The sequence below is a fragment of the Streptomonospora arabica genome (assembly GCF_039531585.1).
In the GTDB taxonomy this organism is placed as follows: Bacteria; Actinomycetota; Actinomycetes; order Streptosporangiales; family Streptosporangiaceae; genus Streptomonospora; species Streptomonospora halophila.
Window position 1 is genome coordinate 14,155 of sequence record NZ_BAAAQI010000030.1, and the last position, 18,029, is coordinate 32,183.

The window sequence follows — 18,029 nt, forward strand, 5'->3', positions numbered from 1 at the left end:
CTCTGAGCGCGGTGTCCGGGGTGCGGCAGGCGGTCCCTCCGCCCTGCCGCACCCCGCCGCCGCACGTGCGCGGTCGGGTGCGCCCGGTCAGGTGCGCGACCACTGCTGGTTGGCGCCGCCGGTGCAGGTCCACTGGATCACCCGGGCGCTGTCCTCGGTCGACTCGTCGCCGACGTCCAGGCACAGCCCGCTGCCGCGGCCGACGATCCGGGAGTAGCCGCCGCCGGCGTCCTCGACCGACCACTGCTGGCTATCGGAGCCGTCGCACGCGGCCTGGACCGCGACGGCCCCGGCCTCCGCCGACCCGCCCTCGGTGTCCAGGCACAGACCGCTGTGCATGGCCGTGATCCGCGAGTACCCCGATCCGGTGTCCTCGATCGACCACTGCTGGTTGCCTCCGCCGTGGCACGCGTACTGGACGAGCTCGGCGCCCGCGGACTCCGACCCGTTGACCACGTCCAGGCACTTGCCGCTGTGGCGTGCGACCAGCTCGCCGAAGGAGCCGCCGAGCCCGTCCACCCGGCCCGTGGCGGTGTCGATGCTGATGCGGGAGTGGTAGTCCATCGCCACGGTGCGTCGGCCCGGGAACTCCAGCGGCAGCCACACGTACTCGGACTCGTTGGGGGTCCCGCCGTCGGCGCCCGCCCAGCGGTCGCCCATGTAGAGGTAAGACGTCGTCTCGGAGCCCTCGACGGGGAGCACGAACGTGGTCTGGGAGTCGTAGCCGGTGGCGTTGCCGAGGTCGGACCAGCCGCTCCACTCGCATTCGATGCAGCTCGCGGTGGCGTACTGCTGCTGGTTGGGGTCCCAGCCGGTGGCCCCGGAGGTGACGAGGTAGTAGACGCCGTTGCGCTGGAACATGGCCGGGGCCTCGCGGTGGCCGCCCGGCCAGGGGTTGGCCACCAGCTCCTCGACCTCGGTGTAGTCCGGGCTGAGCCGGTATATGTGCAGGTCGTAGTTGTCACGCGCGGCGGAGATCATGTATCCGGTGCCGTCGTCGTCGACGAACACCGTGATGTCGCGGGACATGTGGCCGAGCGGCCGGAAGCTGCCCAGCCACCGGTAGTCGCCGTCGACGGTGTCGGATACGGCGACGGCCGCTCGCGCCTCGCTGTAGTCGTGGCCGTTCTCCTTGTGCGCCCACATAACGTACTGGTCGGTGCGGGCGTTGTAGACGACCTTGGGGCGCTCGATGTTGGCGGTCTGCAGCTCGGGATCCGACTGCCGGGTCAGGATGTGGTTGCGGAACTCCCAGTTCTTCAGGTCCGTCGAGCGATAGGCGGAGACATAGGTGAATTGGCTGCCGCCGCCGCGGTTCTCGCCGAACCAGTAGTAATAGTCGCCGACGTCGAGGATTCCGCCGCCGTGCGCGTGCACCGGGTTTCCCGAGGTGTCGGTGAACTGCGTGCCGTTGGTGACGGACACCGGTTCCGCCTGGGCCGGCGCGACCGCCGCGAGCGGCGCGGCCAGCCCCAGCAGCACGGATACGAGGAGAATTCGGAAAGGTCGCATGGACACTCCTTCGATGAGGAGTAGGGGATGATCCGAATAGGCGTTTTTCCGACGCGTTCGATGCTGCCACACCGAAAATCCGATGTAAATACGGCGGATCGGGCGAAACCCGCCCGCAACCGCGCCCGGGAATTCCGTGCCGAATTCATTCCGGGCGTGATTCACCGCGGCGGCGGGACCGGTGCCCTTCCGGTCGCCGCCGCCGACCGCGCCCGGCGCTCCGCCCGGTGAGTCACCCCCCGCCGATCCCCGGCGTGCTCTCGCGCAGCACCACGTGTCCGGTCATGCGCACCAGGCGGGGCTCCGCCTCGGTGGGCCGCAGCGCCAGGTCGAGCGCGGCGCGCCCGGCCTCCGGCCAGGGCAGCCGGACCGTGGTCAGCGCCGGCGCGACGTCGCGCAGCACGGTCACGTCGTCGATGCCCGCCACCGACATGTCCGCGGGAAGCGACATGCCCGCCTCGCGGAAGCGCGCTATGGCACCGACCGCGACCGTGTCGCTGATCGCCAGGACCAGCTCCGCGGGCACCCTCCGCCGCAGGCACTCGCCCGCGGCGGAGTAGCCGCCGTCGCGGTCGAACCCGCAGTGGAGGACCTCCGACGGCGGCACCTCGACGCCGTGCTCGGCCAGGCCCGCGACGAACCCCCGCACGCGGTCGTGGGCGGTGCGCGCGTCGGCCGGACCGCCCAGGATGGTCACCCTGCGGTACCCGAGGCCGGCCATCGCGCCGGCGAGGTCGGCGGCGGCCGCCACGTTGTCGAGGGAGACCGTGTCGAAGGGCATGCCCTCCTCGCTGATGGCGACCACGCGGCCGCCCTCCTCCTGGAACGCGGCGAGCTCCTCGACGAGCCGCTCCTCCCACCGGGTGCTGGCCACCGAGCGGCCGCCGGCCAGGATGATCGCTCGGGGCCGCTGGCTGCGCAGCGCGGACACCACCTGGGCGGCCTGCTGCGCGCTGTTGCGGCTGGAGATCATGGTGACCATTCGGTCGGCCGCCTCGGCGGCCTTGAGCACGCCCGCGGCGACAGGGGAGAAGTAGTCGTCGTTGATGCCGTTGACCACCATCGCGAGGTGCTCGCTGCGCCCGCGGGCCACCGCCTGGGCGGCGGTGTTGGCGATGTAGCCCAGCTCGACGGCCGCGGCGTGCACCCGGACCTGGTACTCGCCGCGGACCTTGCGCGAGCTGCCGTTCAGGGCGCGAGAGGCCGTGGAGGGCGAGACCCCGGCGCGCCGGGCGACGTCCTCAAGCGTGACCGGAGTGGAACTGCTCGGCGTATCCACGGCTCCCGCCCTTTCCCCGGCCGGCCGGAGCCGGCGCGTCGTGCGCGTTCAGCGGACGTCGAAACCCTGGTCCTCGCCATAGGACCGGAGCTGCTCTCCCCACTTCTCAGCGCCGCCCTGGACGGAGCCGCCCCCGCTGATTGCCGAGCCGACGGAGTCGCCGAAGACCGAGTTGGCATAGACCTGGTAAGGAAGGTACTGCCAGCCCTCGGACACCTGGCCGGAGGCCTCGGCGAGGACCTTGTTGGCCTGCTGGCCGCCGAAGTACTCGAACTCCTTGGACAGCCACTCGGGGTCCTCCAGCGGCGCCGACTGCGCCGGGAAGGATCCGGCGTCGAGCTGGGCGTCGACCGAGGCCTCGTTGAGGGAGAACCACTTCAGAAAGCCCATCGCCAGGGCGGTGTCGTCGCTTCCCTCCACGACCGAGAATCCCGACCCGCCGTTCTCGGCGTTCTGCGGGTCGTCGGCGTCCCACACGGGGGCCGGCGCGACGCGGAAGTCGCCGGCGTTGTCGGTGAGCGTGCTGGAGATGTTGCCCAGCGCCCAGGCGCCGGTGGTCCACGTGGCCAGTGAGCCGTCGCCGAGGCTGCGCCACCACTCGTCGGTCCAGCCGGGCTCGGCGGCGACCAGGTCGCGGCTGACCAGGTCGCTCCAGTAGTCGTTGACCTTCTGCGTGTCCTCGCCGGTGAAGTCCACGGTGACGCTCTCGCCCTCGTGCTGGAACGGGCGGCCGCCGCCCTGCCAGATGAGGCTGTCGAGGCCGCCGGCGTCGCCGGGGTCGATGGAGGCGATGCGGGAATCCGGCATCTCCTTCTTGATCTTCTCGGCGGCCGCGGCGTACTCCTCCCAGGTCGCCGGGGGCTCCTCGACGCCGGCCTCCTCGAAGACCCTCGTGTTGTAGAGCATGATCAGCGGCCCGGTGTTGTTGGGCAGGCCGTAGGTGGCGTCGCCGTAGGTCATCTGGCGCCACGAGGACGGGGTGAACCGGTCCTCGAGACCGCCCAGCCCCCATTCGTCGATGCTCACGAGCTGCTCCGACAGCGCCAGCTCCGGCAGCGCGAAGTACTCGATCATGGCGACGTCGGGGATGTTCTCGCCGGAGCTGATCGCGTTCTGCAGGGCCGTGTACTGGTCGGCCGACTGGCCCGCGTTGACGATCTCGACGTCGACGCCGGGATACTCCTCCTCGAACGCGGCCACCGCGTCGTCGAACTTCGTGCTCCACGTCCACACGGTCAGCTTGCCGCCCTCCTCGAGCGCGGCCTCGATCTCGGCGGAGCGGTCGGCGGAGGACGCGGAGCCGCCGCCTGCGCCTCCGCCGCCGCAGCCCGTGGCGATCAGGGCGAGGCAGAGGCCGGGGGCAGCGGTCAACAGCACTCTTCTGGACAGGCGCATGGGTCAATCCTTCGCGATGGGGTTACTGCTTGACGCTCCCCGCGGCAAGGCCGGACTGCCAGAACCGCTGGAGGAACAGGAAGGAGGCGATCAGCGGAATGATCGCCAGCAGGGATCCGGTGAGGACGACGTTGTAGACGGGTTCGAGATTGGCCCCGGTGGTGACCTGGCTGTTGAGCTGGTTCAGGCCCACGGTGAGCGGATACAGGGACGGGTCGTTGAGCATGATGAGCGGCAGGAAGTAGTTGTTCCAGGTGTGCACGAGGTTGAACAGCAGCACCGTCGCGAATCCGGGGGCCATCAGCCGGAAGGACACGCGCCAGAACGTCGTCCAGGCGTTCGCGCCGTCGATCTTCGCCGCGTCCAGTAGCGAGTCGGGCACGGAGTCGGCGGCGAACACGGTCATCAGGTAGAGCCCGAAGGGGCTGACCAGGGCCGGAACGATGATCGCCAAGCGGGTGTTGGTGATCCCCAGCTCGGCGAAGAGCAGGAAGGTCGGCACCGCCAGCGCCGTCGCGGGGATGGTGATCGCGCCGAAGACGACCGCCCGCACCAGGCGCTTGGTCGGGAAGTCGAACTTGGCCAGCGCGTAGCCGCCCCAGGCGCAGATGACCGTCGCGCCCACGGCGCCGACCACCGAGTACAGCGCCGTGTTGAACAGCCACGTGAGGTAGATGCCGTCCTGGTAGGTCACGGTGGCGACGATGTTGTCCCACAGGGAGATCTCCGAGCCCAGCCACAGCCCGTTGGACCGGAACAGCTCGCCGTTGGACTTGGTCGCGTTGACCGTGAGCCAGTAGAGCGGCAGCAGCGTGTAGGCGACCATGAGGACCATGAGCGCCTGCAGGACCGGGTTGGTGCGCGGCTTCCGCGGCCCGCGCGAGGGGCGGCGCGCACGCGGCGGCCCGGGCGCGTCGGGCGCGGGCGCCGGCCCGCCCGCGGTGGCTGAGGGGGTGGTGGCCGTGTTGCTCATCGGGTCTCCCGGCGCGCGGTCATCCGCTGGGCCGCGTAGGCGACCACGACCGTGATCAGCCCGAGCACGACGGCGACCGCTGCGGAGTAGGTGACCTGGTTGGCGTTGAAGGCCAGCTGGTAGGCGTACATGTTCGGGGTGAAGTGCGTGCTGATGGAGCCCGGCGCGAGCGACTGCAGCACGTTGGGCTCGTTGAAGAGCTGGAAGCTGCCGATGATCGAGAACAGCGTCGCCACCCACAGGGCGGGGCGCAGCGCGGGGAGCTTGACGCTGAACGCCTTGCGGACCTCGCCCGCGCCGTCGATGTCGGCCGCCTCGTAGAGCTCTTCGGGGACCGCGCGCAGCGCCGCGTAGAGGATCAGCATGTTGTAGCCGACGAACTCCCAGGTGACCACGTTGCCGATGGCGGGTAGCACCCACGTCTGCGACAGGGGGCCGGCCAGCGAGAGTCCGGTGGCGTCGTTCAGCTGACCGACCAGTCCGAACTGGTCTCCGTAGATGAACCCCCACATCAGCGCCGCCACGACCGAGGGGACGGCGTAGGGCATGAAGATGCTGAGGCGCATGAACCGCATGCCGCGCACGCGCCCCGAGTCGAGCACGAGCGCGACGAGCAGGGCGAGCCCGATCATGATCGGCACCTGGACGGCCAGGAACAGCCCGACCCGGCCGATGCCGTCGAGGAACCGCGGGTCGGTGGCGACGTCGACGTAGTTCTCCAGGCCGACGAAGGACCGGCCGCCGATCAGCTGGTCCCGGTACAGGCTCAGGCCGGAGGCGTAGACCAGCGGCGCCACCACTCCGATTCCGAAGACCAGCAGGAACGGGGCCACGAACGCCAGCCCGGTCCAGTCCCGGGCCGGCCGCCTCTGCGGTGCGGCGGGTGCTGAGACGGCGCCCATCACTCCTCCTCGTGTGGGACCGACGAAGGCGGGCCCGCTCGGCGATGGTGTACATTCCGTATGGAATGCGCTTTCCACATTAAGTATGGTCTATGCCACAGTCAAGATCCGGCAATGACCACGACGTCGGACAGGCGACCGGACGCACGGCACAAGCAGATGGCAGGCACTGATGAGCCTTGGCGACCAGACCGCTAACGACCCCCCGCGTCCCGGCGGCGGACCGGGCGACCGACCGCGCACGCTGCTGGCCATGGACCGGCGGACCTTCGACCTCCAGTTCACCCCGACCGTTCTCGCCCGCCTGCGGGAGTCCGCCGAGCTGGGCGAACCCCTGCGGATCGACTCCTTCGACCAGCCGGGAGCCCGCGAGCGGCTCGCCGGCTGCGAGGTGTTGCTGACGTCCTGGGGCTGCCCGCCCATCACCGACGAGGTGCTCGCCCGCGCGCCGCGGCTGCGCGCCGTCCTGCACGCCGCCGGCAGTGTGCGCGGGCACGTGCCGCCCGCGCTGCTCGACCGGGGCATCCGGGTGACCACGGCGGCCTCGGCCAACGCGATCCCCGTCGCGGAGTACACGCTGGCGATGATCCTCGCCTGCGGAAAGCGCGTTCCGTTCTTGGCGCGCGACGCACGGGCCTTCCGGTCGCAGTGGTCCTACGCCTCCGCCCGCGGCCCGCTGTCCAACCGCGGCAGGACCGTCTGCCTGGTCGGCTGGTCCCGGGTCGGGCGCCTGTTGGGGCGGCTGCTCGAACCGTTCGACCTCGACGTCCTGGTCGTCGACCCCTACGCCGACGGCGACGAGGTCGCCGCCTTCGGCGCCCGCCTCACGACGGCCCGGGAGGCCTACCCGCGGGCCGACGTTCTCAGCCTGCACGCCCCGCTGCTGCCGGCCACCCGCCGGATGATCGACGCCGCGGCCCTGGCGCTGCTGCCCGACGGGGCGACGCTGATCAACACCGCGCGCGGGGGGCTCGTGGACACGGCCGCGCTGGAACGGGAGTGCCGTTCGGGCCGCCTCTACGCGGTGCTCGACGTGACCGAGCCCGAACCGCTGCCCGACGACTCCGTGCTCTACGACTGCGAGAACGTCGTGATCACACCGCACATCGCCGGCTCCCTGGACTCCGAGACCGAGCGCATGGCCGTCGCCGCCCTCGACGAGCTCGACCGGTACCGCACCGGGCGGCCCGCCGAGCACCCGATCACGCCGGACACCTACGGAGTGACCGCATGAGCGCCCCCGCCGGACGGCTCCCGCCCGAGGACCCGGACCTCTCCCCCTACACCGGCTGGACCCGCGCCCACTGGGTCGCCGTCGCCGAGAACCTGCTGCTGAGCGTCCGCCCCTACGCCTCGCCCCGCCACGCCCGCATCGACCTGCCGGGCCCCGCCAGTTCGAGCGGCGCCGCCAGCGACGGGCTCGAAGGCTTCGCCCGCACCTTCCTGCTCGCCGGGTTCCTCGTCGCGGGCCACGGCGGCGAGGACCCGCACGGGTTCCTGGACTGGTACCGCCGCGGCCTCGCCGCCGGAACCGATCCGGACAGCGCCGAGCGCTGGCCCCGGCCCGACGAGCTGGGCCAGGCGAAGGTCGAGGCGGCCTCGGTCGCCCTGGTGCTCATGCTGACCCGGCCCTGGCTGTGGGACCGGATGCGCCGGCAGGAGCGCGACCGGGTGCTGGAGTGGATGTCGGCGGTGGTGGGCGAGTCCTACCCGCCCATCAACTGGGTGTGGTTCCAGGTCATGGCCGAGGAGTTCCTCCGCTCGGCCGGAGGCCGGTGGAGCCGCGCCGACATCGACGCCGGCCTGGCGGTACACGCCGGCCTGGCCCGCGCCGACGGCTGGTACTCCGACGGCCAGGAGCGCTCCTACGACTACTACTGCGGCTGGGCGCTGCACTTCTACCCGCTGGTGTGGGCGTCCCTCGCGGCCGAGCGGCCCCGCGCGGAACTGGTCGATGGCTGGCGCCGGGACCTGTCGCGGTTCCTGGACGACTACATCGGGCTGATCGGCGCCGACGGCTCCCCGGTGCTCCAGGGCCGCAGCCTGATCTACCGCATGGCGGCCGCGGCCCCGCTGTGGGGCGGCGCCTGGAGCGGCGCGACCGCGCTTGCGCCCGGGCGCATCCGCCGTGCCGCCTCGGGAATCCTGCGGCACTTCCACGACAACGGCGCCCTCGACGGCGGCCTGCTGTCGCTGGGCTGGCACCGCGCCTGGCCGGCGATGAGGCAGACCTACTCGGGAGGCGGTTCGCCCTACTGGGCGGCCAAAGGGTTCTTCGGCCTGGTCCTGCCACCCGACCACCCGGTGTGGACGGCCCGCGAGGAACCGCTTCCGGCGGAGGACGGCGGCCTCCAGCGCACCGTGCGGGCGCCGGGCTGGATCATCGGCACCGACCCCCGCGACGGCATCGCGCGCATCGTCAACCACGGGACGGACCACGCGCGCGAAGGCGACGTGCTCACCGACTCTCCGTTGTACGCACGCCTGGGCTACTCGTCTGCCACCGTCCCGCCGCTGGTGGGAGGCACCCTCGACGCCCCGTTGGACAACAGCGTCGCGGTCCTCGACTCCTCCGGCGCGGCCACGCACCGCACCGGCTTCACCGCGCTCGGGGTGTTCCACGAGGGCGCGGTCGCCACGGCCGGTTCGCGCTGGCGGGCGCACTGGATCGACCCCTCGCAGGACACCGGCCGCGACCACGGGTCGGGCCGGCCGGGAACAGCGCGTCCGGGCCCGACACTGGAGGTCTGGTCCGCGGTGCGCGGCCCGGACGAGGTGCGCCTCGTACGCGTCGGCGACGAGCCGGCGCCGGACGGCCGCGGGTGGCGGCTGCGTGTGGGCGGCTGGCCGGTCCTGCGCGAACACGGACCCGCAACCTCGGTTGAGGCGCTGACGGACCACCCCGGGCTCGTGTCGGGCACCGAGCACCTGGGCGACGCCGGCCCGCTGGAGGGGGAGACCGCGGTGCCCTGGGTGTGCGCCGACGTCGCACCCGGCGAGGTCATGGCCTGCCTGGTGCGGCTGGGCGCCGAGGCGGCGGCCGCGCCGCGGCCGCGGGTGCGGATCGAGGCGGGGGGTGCCGTCCTCACCTGGCCGGACGGGGTCGAGGCGCGGGTCGCCCTGCACGGCTGAGCGCCGGGCGGCACGCGGACGCGGGGCGGGCGAGCGCGGTGCCGTCCCCGCGGCGGAGGGGTTCGCAGTACCGGCGCGGCGGGGTTCCCTGTCGACATGGGGATACGGCGACGAGTCGGCGTATCGGCAGGTCGACGGGCCGGCGGGCCCGGTTCGGCGGCGCCGCCTCCGCGTCCGGCGGCGCGTCCCGGGCCGCTCGCGCGGATTCCTCCCGCGGATTTCCGGGCGCGGTGTCGATCCGCGGGCACCCTGATCGTGTAGGGGGTGAGAGGCCGGAACGAGGACCGGCCCCGAAGCCCGAGGAGGAGCGTCATGGCCCACTACCTGCTCAGCATCTACCAGCCCGACGGACCCGCCCCGGAGCCCGACGTGCTCGACCCGATCATGCGCGAGGTGGCGGCGGTCGACCAGGAGATGCGCGACGCCGGCGCCTGGGTGTTCGCCGGAGGCCTGCACGAGGCGTCCACCGCCACGGTGGTGCGGGCCCGGGGCGACGAGGCGACCATGACCGACGGTCCCTTCGCGGAGGGCAAGGAGCACATCGGCGGGTTCACCGTCGTCGCGGCCGACGACCTGGACTCCGCGCTGGAGTGGGGCCGCAAACTGGCCCGCGCCACGACGCTGCCGATCGAGGTCCGGCCGATGCAGGGGGGAAGCTGCGGGTGAGTACCCGCGGTCCGGCGGTCTCACCCGCGGAGGTCGAGCGCGTCTTCCGCGAGGAGCACGCCCGCGCGGTAGCCGTCCTGGTCCGCCGCTTCGGCGACATCGACCTCGCCGAGGAGGCGGTCCAGGAGGCCTTCGCCGCCGCGCTGCGGCACTGGCCCGCGCGGGGCCTGCCGCCGCGGCCGGCCGGCTGGATCATCACCACCGCCCGCAACCGCGCCGTTGACCGGCTGCGCAGCGACGCGCTGCGGGCGCAGCGGCACGCGCAGGCGGCCCTGCTGCACGACCCCGACGGGCCGCCCGAGGAGGGTCCCGTGCACGACGACCGCCTGCGCCTGGTCTTCGTCTGCTGCCACCCCGCGCTCTCGCCGAACGCGCGGGTCGCCCTCGCGCTGCGGCTGCTGGGCGGCCTGACCACGGCCGAGATCGCCCGCGCTTTCCTGGTGCCCGAGGCCACGATGGCCCAACGGCTGGTCAGGGCCAAGAGCAAGATCAGGGACGCGCGCATCCCCTATCGTGTACCCCGCGACGCCGACCTGCCGGACCGGCTGCGCCACGTGCTGGCCGTCGTCTACCTCATCTTCAACGAGGGCTACGCGGCGACCTCCGGGCCGGAGCTCGTCCGCGACGACCTCTGCGCCGAGGCGGTGCGCCTGGGCCGGCTGCTGGCCGAGCTGATGCCCGACGAACCCGAGGTGTGGGGCCTGTTGGCGCTGATGCTGCTCACCGAGTCGCGCCGGCCCGCGCGCACCGCCGCCGACGGCTCCCTGGTGCCGCTGTCCGAGCAGGACCGCGGCCGGTGGGACGCCGCCCTCATCGCCGAGGGCCAGGCGCTGGTGCGCCGCTGCCTGCGCCGCGGGGCTCCGGGGCCGTACCAGGTCCAGGCGGCGATCAGCGCCGTGCACAGCGACGCCGCAACCGCCGCCGCCACCGACTGGGAGCAGATCGTGCAGCTGTACGACCGGCTCTACGCCCTCACGCCGACGCCGATCGTCGCCCTGCACCGCGCGGCGGCGCTCGCCGAGACCCGGGGACCGGCGGCGGCCCTGGATGTCGTCGACGGCCTCGACCTCGGCGGGCACCACATCTTCCACGCGGTCCGGGCCGATCTCCTCCGCCGCCTCGGCCGCACCGGCGAGGCCGCCGAGGCCTACGCCGCGGCGCGCGCCCGCACGGACAACGCCGCCGAGCAGGCGTTCCTGCAGAGCAGGAGCGACACACTGCCGCGCTGAGGGCGCCCGCGGAGGTGTCCCCGACCCCCCGGAGCGCGGGGCAGGACGGCGGGCGGCGCGCGTCTCCACGTCGCCGCATCGACATGGCGACTCCCGCTCCGCGAGCGGGGGCGACCGGCCGCCGGGACACGCGACGACGGATCGGCCGGGGTCGTCATGTCACCACGTCGACATCCGCCCGATCCGCCCGTCCGCGCCCGCGCCGGGAAGCGCCGTGGCAGCGCGCGGCCGACCGGCCGGGGCGAAACGGCGACACGGCGACACATCCGCATGCCGACAGGCCGACACCCGCACGTCCGAACGAGACCCCCGCAGGAGCACGCCGATCACGGGATCGGCACGCCCGGAACGGAGATAGGACCACATGACCACCGGCCCCGAACGCTCCGTCGTCATCACCGGCGGACCCGGCTCAGGCAAGAGCACGCTGATCGAGCACCTCGGCGCGCTGGGGTTCGCCTCCTCGCCGGAGGTGGGCCGCGCCGTCATCCGCGACCAGACCGCAATCGGCGGCCGCGCCCTGCCCTGGAGGGACCCGGACCTGTTCGCCGAGGTGATGCTGTCCTGGGAGATACGCGCGCACGGCCTCGCGGCGGCACTCGGCGCGACCGTGCTGTTCGACCGGGGTGTCGTCGACGTCGCCGGATACCTGCGCGTCGCGGGCCGCCCGGTGCCCGAGCACGTGCACGCGGCCGCCCGCCGCTTCCGCTATCACCGCACGGTCTTCATCGCCCCGCCGTGGCCGGAGATCTACCGGACCGACACCGAACGCCGCCAGTCCCCCGACGAAGCCGAGCGCACCCACGCCGCGATGGTCGACGCCTACACGGAGTACGGCTACGACCTGGTCGAGCTGCCCCGAGCGCCGGTGGCGGAGCGGGCCCGGTTCATGTCCGCGCAGCTGGCCGGGTGACCTGGTCTCCTGGCGCAAGCGGCTTTTCCGAATACGCTGTGCCCATGATGAGCTCGGGAACGGGACGCATGCGGAATGGGATTGCGGCTACGGCCGTCGCGGCCCTGGCGGTCGGGGCGGCGCTTGTCGGCTGCACCCCCGAACAGCGGGAGGCGCTCTTCGGCGGGGTCGCGGCCGAAGGGCTGCGCATCGCCGCCGAGGACGCGTTCGCGTCAGCGGGCTTCCCCATCGAGGGGGAGCTCGACTGCCAGGTCGAGGAGGCCCAGGAAGGCAAGTTCTCGGCGGACTGCAGCGGGACGACACAGCAGGGGGCCGACGTCGCGTTCACCGGCTCCTTCGACAGCGGCGACACCGACTTCACCAACGGTGTCCAGGGCGAGTTCACCGGAAAGGTCGGGGGCGAGACCGTGTTCAGCACCGACTGCCTCGGCTGCGGCGGCCAGGGCGGCTAGCGCCGGCGGTCCCGCACCCCTGAGACCGACGGCCCCCTGCCGTGTGCCGGCAGGGGGCCGCGCGCATCTCAGGTCCGCCGGTCGACGAGTCCCTGGGTGCCGAGGACGGAGAGCAGTTCGAGCTGCTCCGCGGCGCCGGTACCGATCGCCGGAGTGAACCACAGAAGGCGCTGGCGGCCGTCCTCACTGACCAGGTTGAGGCAGTTGACCTCGACGACGCCCAGCTCCGCGTGGACGATGCGCTTGCGGTCGTTGCGGCGGACGGCGACCTCGTGCCGGTCCCACAGCGCGACGAACTCCGGGCTCCGGTTCCGCAGCTCGGCCACCAGCCGGGCGGCCTCCTCGTCGCGCCCGCCCCGGCGTGCGACGGCGGCGCGCAGGTCGGCGACGAACGTCCGGGACTGGTGCGCGTGGTCCTCGTCCGGGTACAGGGAGCGCGCCGCGGGGTCGGCGAACCAGCGGTAGACGAAGCTCGCTTGCGGCTCCGACGGTTCGGGGGCCGCGCCGAGCAGCGCGACGGCGAGGGGGTTCTGCACGAGCGTGACGTGCAGGTCGGTGATGACCTGGGCGGGTGTGCCGGCGAGCCGGTCGAGGAGGTCCAGCATGCCGGGGTGGACGTGCGACGCCGGACCGCCCGCGGGCGGGACCGGCCGCCCCGCCAGGTGGTACAGGTGGTCGCGCTCGTCCCATGTCAGCCGCAGCGCGCGGGCGAACGCGGCCACCATCTGCTCGGAGGGCTGTGCGCCGCTGCCGCGCTCCAGCTCCGTGTAGTAGTCCACCGAGGCGCCGGCCAGCCGCGCGACCTCGTCGCGGCGCAGGCCGGGGACCCGGCGCCGCGGCCCCTCGGGCAGGCCGACGTCGGGAGGGCGGATCCGATCGCGCCGCGACTTCAGGAACGCTCCCAGTTCAACCAGGTTCATGCTTTCAGTCTCCGCCCTCTCCGCGGCGGCAGCCAGGGGACGCCGTCCCCAGGGGGAAGGGCCTACTGGCTACCCGCCGCCGGGCGCTCCAGGCTCGTGGTGTCGCCGCAAGAACGGAGTAGCACCATGACCGGGTCACAACCCAGGGTCGCCGTCGTGACCGGAGGCTCGCGCGGTATCGGCCGCGAGATCGCGGGCCGCCTCGCCGCCGACGGCTTCGCCGTCGCCGCCGCTTACTCGTCGTCCAGCGAGCTCGCCGACGAGGCGGTCGCGTCGGTGCGGAAGGCCGGCGGGCAGGCGATCGCCGTTGCGGCCGACGTCGCCGACGAGACCGACGTCTCGGAACTCTTCGACGCGGCCGAGACCGCGTTCGGCGGTGTGGACGCCGTGGTGCACGCCGCGGCCCGGTTCGCCCTGTCGAGCGTCGCCGACCTGGACCTCGACGTCCTGGACGACCTGCACCGCACCAACATCCGCGGCACGTTCGTCGTCGCGCAGCAGGCCGCGCGGCGCCTGCGGAGCGGCGGCGCGCTCATCACGTTCTCGACCTCGGTGGTCGGCCTCGCCTTTCCCGAGTACGGCGCCTACAGCGCCAGCAAGGGGGCGGTCGAGGCGCTGACGATGGTCCTGGCGCGCGAGCTGCGCGGCAGGGACGTCACCGTCAACGCCATCGCCCCCGGCCCGACCGCCACCGATCTGTTCCTGGACGGAAAGGACGACGAGACCGTCGCCCGGCTCGCCGCCCGGCCGCCGCTGGAGCGGCTCGGCACGCCCGCGGACATCGCCGAGGTCGCCGCCTTCCTCGCCGGCCCGCGGGGGCACTGGATCAACGGCCAGGTGGTCCGGGCCAACGGCGGCATCGTCTGAGCGCAGCCGCCGAGGCAGCGCAGCGCCATCGCGGGAGCGCGACGGCGAACCCCAGCGGAAGGAGAGCACGCAGTGCCGTACGCGAACTTCAAGGTCCCCGCCGGATCCCTGAGCGCGGAGGAGAAGGAGCGCATCGTCCACCGCACCACCGACCTCTACGCCGAGATCTACGGCGAGCGGGCCCGGCCCACCACGATGGTCCTCATCGAGGAGGTACCCGACGGAGGCTGGGGGATCGGAGGGGGCGTCCTCACCCTCGCCATGATCCAGGGCGACGGCTGAGGCAGACCCCTCTTCCGGCCGTCCACGGGGGCTCGTGCCGGGACCGCGGACCGCCACGCGCGACAAGCCGCCATGTCGACACGTCGCCGAATCGATCGGCGGCCGTGCGGAACGCCGTCCCGCTCGAAGGCGGCGGTGCGGCGTTCCGCCGGGCCCTACGGCGCTTCGACGACGGCGGCCCGTCCGCGGGCAAAAAAATCTCCGGCGCGATGTCGAGAATCCGCGACCGACTCCGTCCCCGGGGTGAACGCGGCGACAATGGGTCGCACCAGAACCGGGGAGAGACACGATGGCCAAGTACTTGCTGCTCAAGCACTACCGAGGCGCTCCGGCTTCGGTCAACGACGTTCCCATGGACCAGTGGACGCCGGAGGAGATCTCGGCGCACATGCAGTACATGCAGGACTTCGCAGACCGGCTGGAGGGGACCGGCGAGTTCGTCGACGGCCAGGCGCTCGCCCCCGAGGGGATGTTCGTCCGGTACGACGGCGAAGGGCGCCCGCCGGTCACCGACGGCCCCTTCGCCGAGACCAAGGACCTCATCGCCGGCTGGATGGTGATCGACGTCGACAGCTATGAGCGCGCCGTCGAGCTGGCCGGGGAACTGTCGGCCGCGCCCGGCGCGGGCGGAAAGCCGATCCACGAGTGGCTCGAGGTGCGCCCGTTCCTGACCTCGCACCCCACGACCACGGAGTGACCTCGGATGAACGAGGCCCTGATCCGAAGCCTCACACCGAGCGTGCTCGGAATCCTCGTCCGCCGCGGAGCCGGCTTCGCGGCGGCCGAGGACGCCGTGCAGGACGCTCTGGTCGAGGCGGTCCGCGTCTGGCAGCCCGACCCGCCGCGGGACCCGAAGGGCTGGCTGGTCACCGTGGCCTGGAACCGGTTCCTCGACGCTACCCGCGCGGACAGCGCCCGCCGCCGGCGCGAGGACCTCGTCGACGAGGAGCCGGCGCCCGGGCCCGCGGCCGCAGTGGACGACACGCTCCAGCTCTACTTCCTGTGCGCCCACCCCTCACTGACGCCGTCGTCGGCGGTCGCACTCACGCTGCGCGCCGTCGGCGGGCTGACCACCCGCCAGATCGCCCGTGCCTACCTGGTGCCCGAGGCGACCATGGCGCAGCGCATCAGCCGCGCCAAGCGCACGGTCTCCGGCGTGCGGTTCGACCGGCCCGGCGACGTCGCCACCGTGCTGCGCGTCCTCTACCTGGTCTTCAACGAGGGCTACTCCGGCGACGTCGACCTCGCCGCCGAGGCCATCCGGATCACCCGGCGGCTCGCGGCCGCGTTCGACCATCCCGAGGTGGCGGGGCTGCTCGCCCTCATGCTGCTCCACCACGCCCGGCGCGCCGCCCGGATCGCGTCCGACGGCTGCCTGGTGCCGCTCGCCGAGCAGGACCGCGGCCGGTGGGACACCGGGTCGATCGCCGAGGGGGTCGCGATCCTGCAGGCGGCCCTCGCCCGCGACCGACTCGGCGAGTTCCAGGCCCAGGCCGCCATCGCGGCACTCCACGCTGACGCCCCTACCGCCGAGGAGACCGACTGGGTGCAGATCGTCGAGTGGTACGACGAGCTCGCGCGCCTGACCGACAGCCCGATCGTCCGGCTCAACCGCGCGGTGGCCGTGGGCGAGGCCCGCGGCCCGCGCGCCGGACTGGCGGCGCTTGCGGCACTGGACGACACGCTGCCCCGCCACGCCGCGGTGGCGGCCTACCTCCACGAGCGCGACGGAGACACGGCGACGGCGGCGCGGTTGTACGCCGAAGCGGCCCGGAAGGCACCCAACCTCGCCGAACGCGACTACCTGACCCGCCAGGCGGCCCGCCTCAACACCCGCCGGTCCCGCTGAAGGACCGCGCCGGATGCGCCCGCGGCGGCCTTCGGCGCGGCCCGCGGCCCGCGGCCGAGGTGGCGACGGCCCCGCCCGCCTCCGGCACCGTCCGCGGCAAACCGCCATGTCGACACGTCGGCGAATCGATCGGCGGCCGAGTCGCCCGGTGCCCCAGGGCGGGATGGCACCTCGGCCGCACACCGCCGAGTGCAGCGGGGGCCGGGGCGGGGCGGGGTGGGGCGGCGTGGGCGGGACGACAATCACCGGCTGTTTTCCGTACATATCCCCGCAAAATCGATTGTCGGCGTGGCTGCCGCCTGATGCGGGGGGTAGGGAGCGAGCGTGGCTCTACGTGAAGGGGGTGAGCCACATGTCGACGCCGACACCCACATCCACGGCCGCGGCGATCCACCAGGACATGTTCGACGCGGCCATGAGGCACGACTACGAGCGGCTTCGCGCGCTCATGCACCCCGACTACGTCTTTACCGGTTCTGACGGGGTGGAGCGAAGCGCGGACGACTCCGTCGCCATCGCCGAGGGCTACACCAGCGCGTTTCCCGACGCCTCTCTCGAAGTCATGCACAGCTGGACCCCGACTCCGCAGGTGTCCGTCTTCGAGCTCCGGGTCCGCGGCACTCACCAGGGCGAGTTCAACGGGCTCCAGCCCACGGGCCGCCGGATCGAGATGGTGTTCTGCAACGTGGTCGAGGTCAGCGAGGGGAAGCTGTACCGCGAACGTGAGTACATCGACGTCCAGTCACTGATGCAGCAGCTGGGCGCTGTGCCCGAGCCGCGAAGCGGCACCGAGACGTGACGTCCCGACACGTCGCCGACAGCCGACGCGCCCGGCATGACGGTTGAAGCGGGAGGGGCCTTCTGATCCCGGTGTGACTCGCTACATCGGCACCGACGGTCAGAAGGCTCTCGTGCGCCCCGGCCCGGCCCACCGCAACCGCCGACCGCATGCACAGTCCCTCATACACCCGCGAAGCGGAGCGCGGCGTGCCGGGGTGAGGTCGGGGGCGTGCTGAGCTGGGATCAGCGTCCACCCGGGTCCACCACGATCGGGCGGCGTGTGCCCACGTTGCTCACTACTGCTGTCACTCGACTCCGGGTGACCTGGGCGGCGGGAGGTAGGTGGCGAGCAACCACGGCGGCGGGAAACGCTCGCTCCTGCCTCAGCCCAGACTCCCCGCAACCACGGTGTTCGGCAACCACGGCCCCGGTCCGAGGTGCTCGGTCGCGCCGGTGCCCGCCACCCAAGACAGACAGGGTCGCGCGACCGAGTGCCTCGGGGACCCGCCAGCGCCCAATGGGCGGCTCCGGTGCGGGTTTGTCGGCGCTCTGGCTGGCCGTTCTCCGGCGACGGCGCGACCCCGGTGGGGCGGATGCGGTCCAGGCGGCGTGCAGTGTTGCGGCCCCGGCGGCCGTCCGGACGCTCGGGACCGGGCGCCAGCCCGCAGCCCGAGCGGCGGACGGCAAGCCGGAAGCGACGGCGCGATGAACTCCGACTAAGTGACTGTTGGATATGCGGATAGCGGCGTTCGGTGACCAGCCATGCCGGATGCCCGAACATGACGCAGCCCCGGAATGATCGCGTGGTGTGTGCCAATGCAACGATTCCGGGGCCGCTGGTGCCCGATGCTACCCCTCCGACCTCTCCGACGCCGCCT

At 72.7% G+C, this 18,029-nt stretch carries 17 protein-coding genes; 11 read left to right on the forward strand and 6 right to left on the reverse strand.

Going from position 1 to position 18,029, the window contains the following annotated elements:
• Window positions 1–87 precede the first annotated feature (87 nt).
• The 5 genes from ABD284_RS25260 to ABD284_RS25280 all read right to left on the reverse strand — a co-directional run bounded on the left by ABD284_RS25260 (window position 88) and on the right by ABD284_RS25280 (window position 6,061).
• Entirely contained in the window at window positions 88–1,512 is a 1,425-nt protein-coding gene (locus ABD284_RS25260; protein WP_344148836.1) for an RICIN domain-containing protein, read from the reverse strand.
• A 232-nt stretch (window positions 1,513–1,744) separates the two neighbouring features.
• Complete coding sequence (locus ABD284_RS25265; protein ID WP_344148839.1) at window positions 1,745–2,791, reverse strand: LacI family DNA-binding transcriptional regulator; 1,047 nt, start codon at window positions 2,789–2,791, stop codon at window positions 1,745–1,747.
• 48 nt (window positions 2,792–2,839) lie between these two features.
• Window positions 2,840–4,186 carry an ABC transporter substrate-binding protein gene (locus tag ABD284_RS25270; protein WP_344148842.1) on the reverse strand — a complete coding sequence of 449 codons (1,347 nt, stop codon included), beginning with the start codon at window positions 4,184–4,186 and terminating at the stop codon, window positions 2,840–2,842.
• Window positions 4,187–4,208: 22 nt separating this feature from the next.
• Window positions 4,209–5,159: a carbohydrate ABC transporter permease gene (locus tag ABD284_RS25275; protein WP_344148845.1), complete on the reverse strand. Its 951-nt coding sequence runs from the start codon at window positions 5,157–5,159 to the stop codon at window positions 4,209–4,211.
• Complete coding sequence (locus ABD284_RS25280; protein ID WP_344148848.1) at window positions 5,156–6,061, reverse strand: carbohydrate ABC transporter permease; 906 nt, start codon at window positions 6,059–6,061, stop codon at window positions 5,156–5,158. Before ABD284_RS25280 ends, ABD284_RS25275 begins: the two co-directional genes overlap by 4 nt.
• Window positions 6,062–6,233: 172 nt before the next feature.
• Here ABD284_RS25280 and ABD284_RS25285 point away from each other — a divergent pair, with 172 nt between their 5' ends.
• From ABD284_RS25285 to ABD284_RS25310, 6 genes are all read left to right on the forward strand, one after another.
• Window positions 6,234–7,295 carry a hydroxyacid dehydrogenase gene (locus tag ABD284_RS25285; RefSeq protein WP_344148851.1) on the forward strand — a complete coding sequence of 354 codons (1,062 nt, stop codon included), beginning with the start codon at window positions 6,234–6,236 and terminating at the stop codon, window positions 7,293–7,295.
• Complete coding sequence (locus ABD284_RS25290; protein ID WP_344148854.1) at window positions 7,292–9,193, forward strand: DUF2264 domain-containing protein; 1,902 nt, start codon at window positions 7,292–7,294, stop codon at window positions 9,191–9,193. Before ABD284_RS25285 ends, ABD284_RS25290 begins: the two co-directional genes overlap by 4 nt.
• Window positions 9,194–9,505: 312 nt before the next feature.
• Window positions 9,506–9,859, forward strand: coding sequence for a YciI family protein (locus tag ABD284_RS25295; protein WP_344148856.1), 354 nt, complete (start codon window positions 9,506–9,508; stop codon window positions 9,857–9,859).
• Window positions 9,856–11,088, forward strand: coding sequence for an RNA polymerase sigma factor (locus ABD284_RS25300; RefSeq protein ID WP_344148859.1), 1,233 nt, complete (start codon window positions 9,856–9,858; stop codon window positions 11,086–11,088). The genes ABD284_RS25295 and ABD284_RS25300 overlap by 4 nt, the downstream gene beginning before the upstream one ends.
• Window positions 11,089–11,452: 364 nt before the next feature.
• The gene (locus ABD284_RS25305; RefSeq protein WP_344148863.1) at window positions 11,453–12,001 is read left to right on the forward strand and encodes an AAA family ATPase; all 549 of its coding nucleotides are present in this window, start codon (window positions 11,453–11,455) and stop codon (window positions 11,999–12,001) included.
• 68 nt (window positions 12,002–12,069) lie between these two features.
• Window positions 12,070–12,453 carry a hypothetical protein gene (locus tag ABD284_RS25310; RefSeq protein ID WP_344148866.1) on the forward strand — a complete coding sequence of 128 codons (384 nt, stop codon included), beginning with the start codon at window positions 12,070–12,072 and terminating at the stop codon, window positions 12,451–12,453.
• Between the two features lie 68 nt (window positions 12,454–12,521).
• Here the strand turns inward: ABD284_RS25310 and ABD284_RS25315 are convergent, their stop codons facing one another.
• Window positions 12,522–13,373 (reverse strand): helix-turn-helix transcriptional regulator, encoded by an 852-nt coding sequence (locus ABD284_RS25315; RefSeq protein WP_344148869.1) that lies wholly within the window; start codon window positions 13,371–13,373, stop codon window positions 12,522–12,524.
• Between the two features lie 126 nt (window positions 13,374–13,499).
• Between ABD284_RS25315 and ABD284_RS25320 the strand changes: the two genes are divergently transcribed.
• The 5 genes from ABD284_RS25320 (at window position 13,500) to ABD284_RS25340 (ending at window position 17,170) form a co-directional block, all read left to right on the forward strand.
• On the forward strand, window positions 13,500–14,240 hold the full coding sequence (locus ABD284_RS25320) for an SDR family oxidoreductase (protein ID WP_344148872.1): 741 nt from the start codon (window positions 13,500–13,502) through the stop codon (window positions 14,238–14,240).
• A gap of 72 nt (window positions 14,241–14,312) precedes the next feature.
• The gene (locus ABD284_RS25325; protein ID WP_344148875.1) at window positions 14,313–14,522 is read left to right on the forward strand and encodes a tautomerase family protein; all 210 of its coding nucleotides are present in this window, start codon (window positions 14,313–14,315) and stop codon (window positions 14,520–14,522) included.
• 289 nt (window positions 14,523–14,811) lie between these two features.
• The gene (locus ABD284_RS25330; protein ID WP_344148878.1) at window positions 14,812–15,219 is read left to right on the forward strand and encodes a YciI family protein; all 408 of its coding nucleotides are present in this window, start codon (window positions 14,812–14,814) and stop codon (window positions 15,217–15,219) included.
• 6 nt (window positions 15,220–15,225) lie between these two features.
• Window positions 15,226–16,371, forward strand: a complete 1,146-nt coding sequence (locus tag ABD284_RS25335; protein ID WP_344148881.1) for an RNA polymerase sigma factor — start codon at window positions 15,226–15,228, stop codon at window positions 16,369–16,371.
• A 352-nt stretch (window positions 16,372–16,723) separates the two neighbouring features.
• The gene (locus ABD284_RS25340; protein WP_344148884.1) at window positions 16,724–17,170 is read left to right on the forward strand and encodes an ester cyclase; all 447 of its coding nucleotides are present in this window, start codon (window positions 16,724–16,726) and stop codon (window positions 17,168–17,170) included.
• The last annotated feature ends 859 nt before the right edge of the window (window positions 17,171–18,029 follow it).

Coding starts and splice junctions, on each gene's coding strand:
- ABD284_RS25260 (WP_344148836.1), bottom strand. CDS start 1,512: ATGCGACCTTTCCGAATTCTCCTCGTATCCGTGCTGCTGGGGCTGGCC.
- ABD284_RS25270 (WP_344148842.1), bottom strand. CDS start 4,186: ATGCGCCTGTCCAGAAGAGTGCTGTTGACCGCTGCCCCCGGCCTCTGC.
- ABD284_RS25275 (WP_344148845.1), bottom strand. CDS start 5,159: ATGAGCAACACGGCCACCACCCCCTCAGCCACCGCGGGCGGGCCGGCG.
- ABD284_RS25280 (WP_344148848.1), bottom strand. CDS start 6,061: ATGGGCGCCGTCTCAGCACCCGCCGCACCGCAGAGGCGGCCGGCCCGG.
- ABD284_RS25285 (WP_344148851.1), top strand. CDS start 6,234: ATGAGCCTTGGCGACCAGACCGCTAACGACCCCCCGCGTCCCGGCGGC.
- ABD284_RS25290 (WP_344148854.1), top strand. CDS start 7,292: ATGAGCGCCCCCGCCGGACGGCTCCCGCCCGAGGACCCGGACCTCTCC.
- ABD284_RS25295 (WP_344148856.1), top strand. CDS start 9,506: ATGGCCCACTACCTGCTCAGCATCTACCAGCCCGACGGACCCGCCCCG.
- ABD284_RS25305 (WP_344148863.1), top strand. CDS start 11,453: ATGACCACCGGCCCCGAACGCTCCGTCGTCATCACCGGCGGACCCGGC.
- ABD284_RS25310 (WP_344148866.1), top strand. CDS start 12,070: ATGCGGAATGGGATTGCGGCTACGGCCGTCGCGGCCCTGGCGGTCGGG.
- ABD284_RS25315 (WP_344148869.1), bottom strand. CDS start 13,373: ATGAACCTGGTTGAACTGGGAGCGTTCCTGAAGTCGCGGCGCGATCGG.
- ABD284_RS25320 (WP_344148872.1), top strand. CDS start 13,500: ATGACCGGGTCACAACCCAGGGTCGCCGTCGTGACCGGAGGCTCGCGC.
- ABD284_RS25330 (WP_344148878.1), top strand. CDS start 14,812: ATGGCCAAGTACTTGCTGCTCAAGCACTACCGAGGCGCTCCGGCTTCG.
- ABD284_RS25335 (WP_344148881.1), top strand. CDS start 15,226: ATGAACGAGGCCCTGATCCGAAGCCTCACACCGAGCGTGCTCGGAATC.
- ABD284_RS25340 (WP_344148884.1), top strand. CDS start 16,724: ATGTCGACGCCGACACCCACATCCACGGCCGCGGCGATCCACCAGGAC.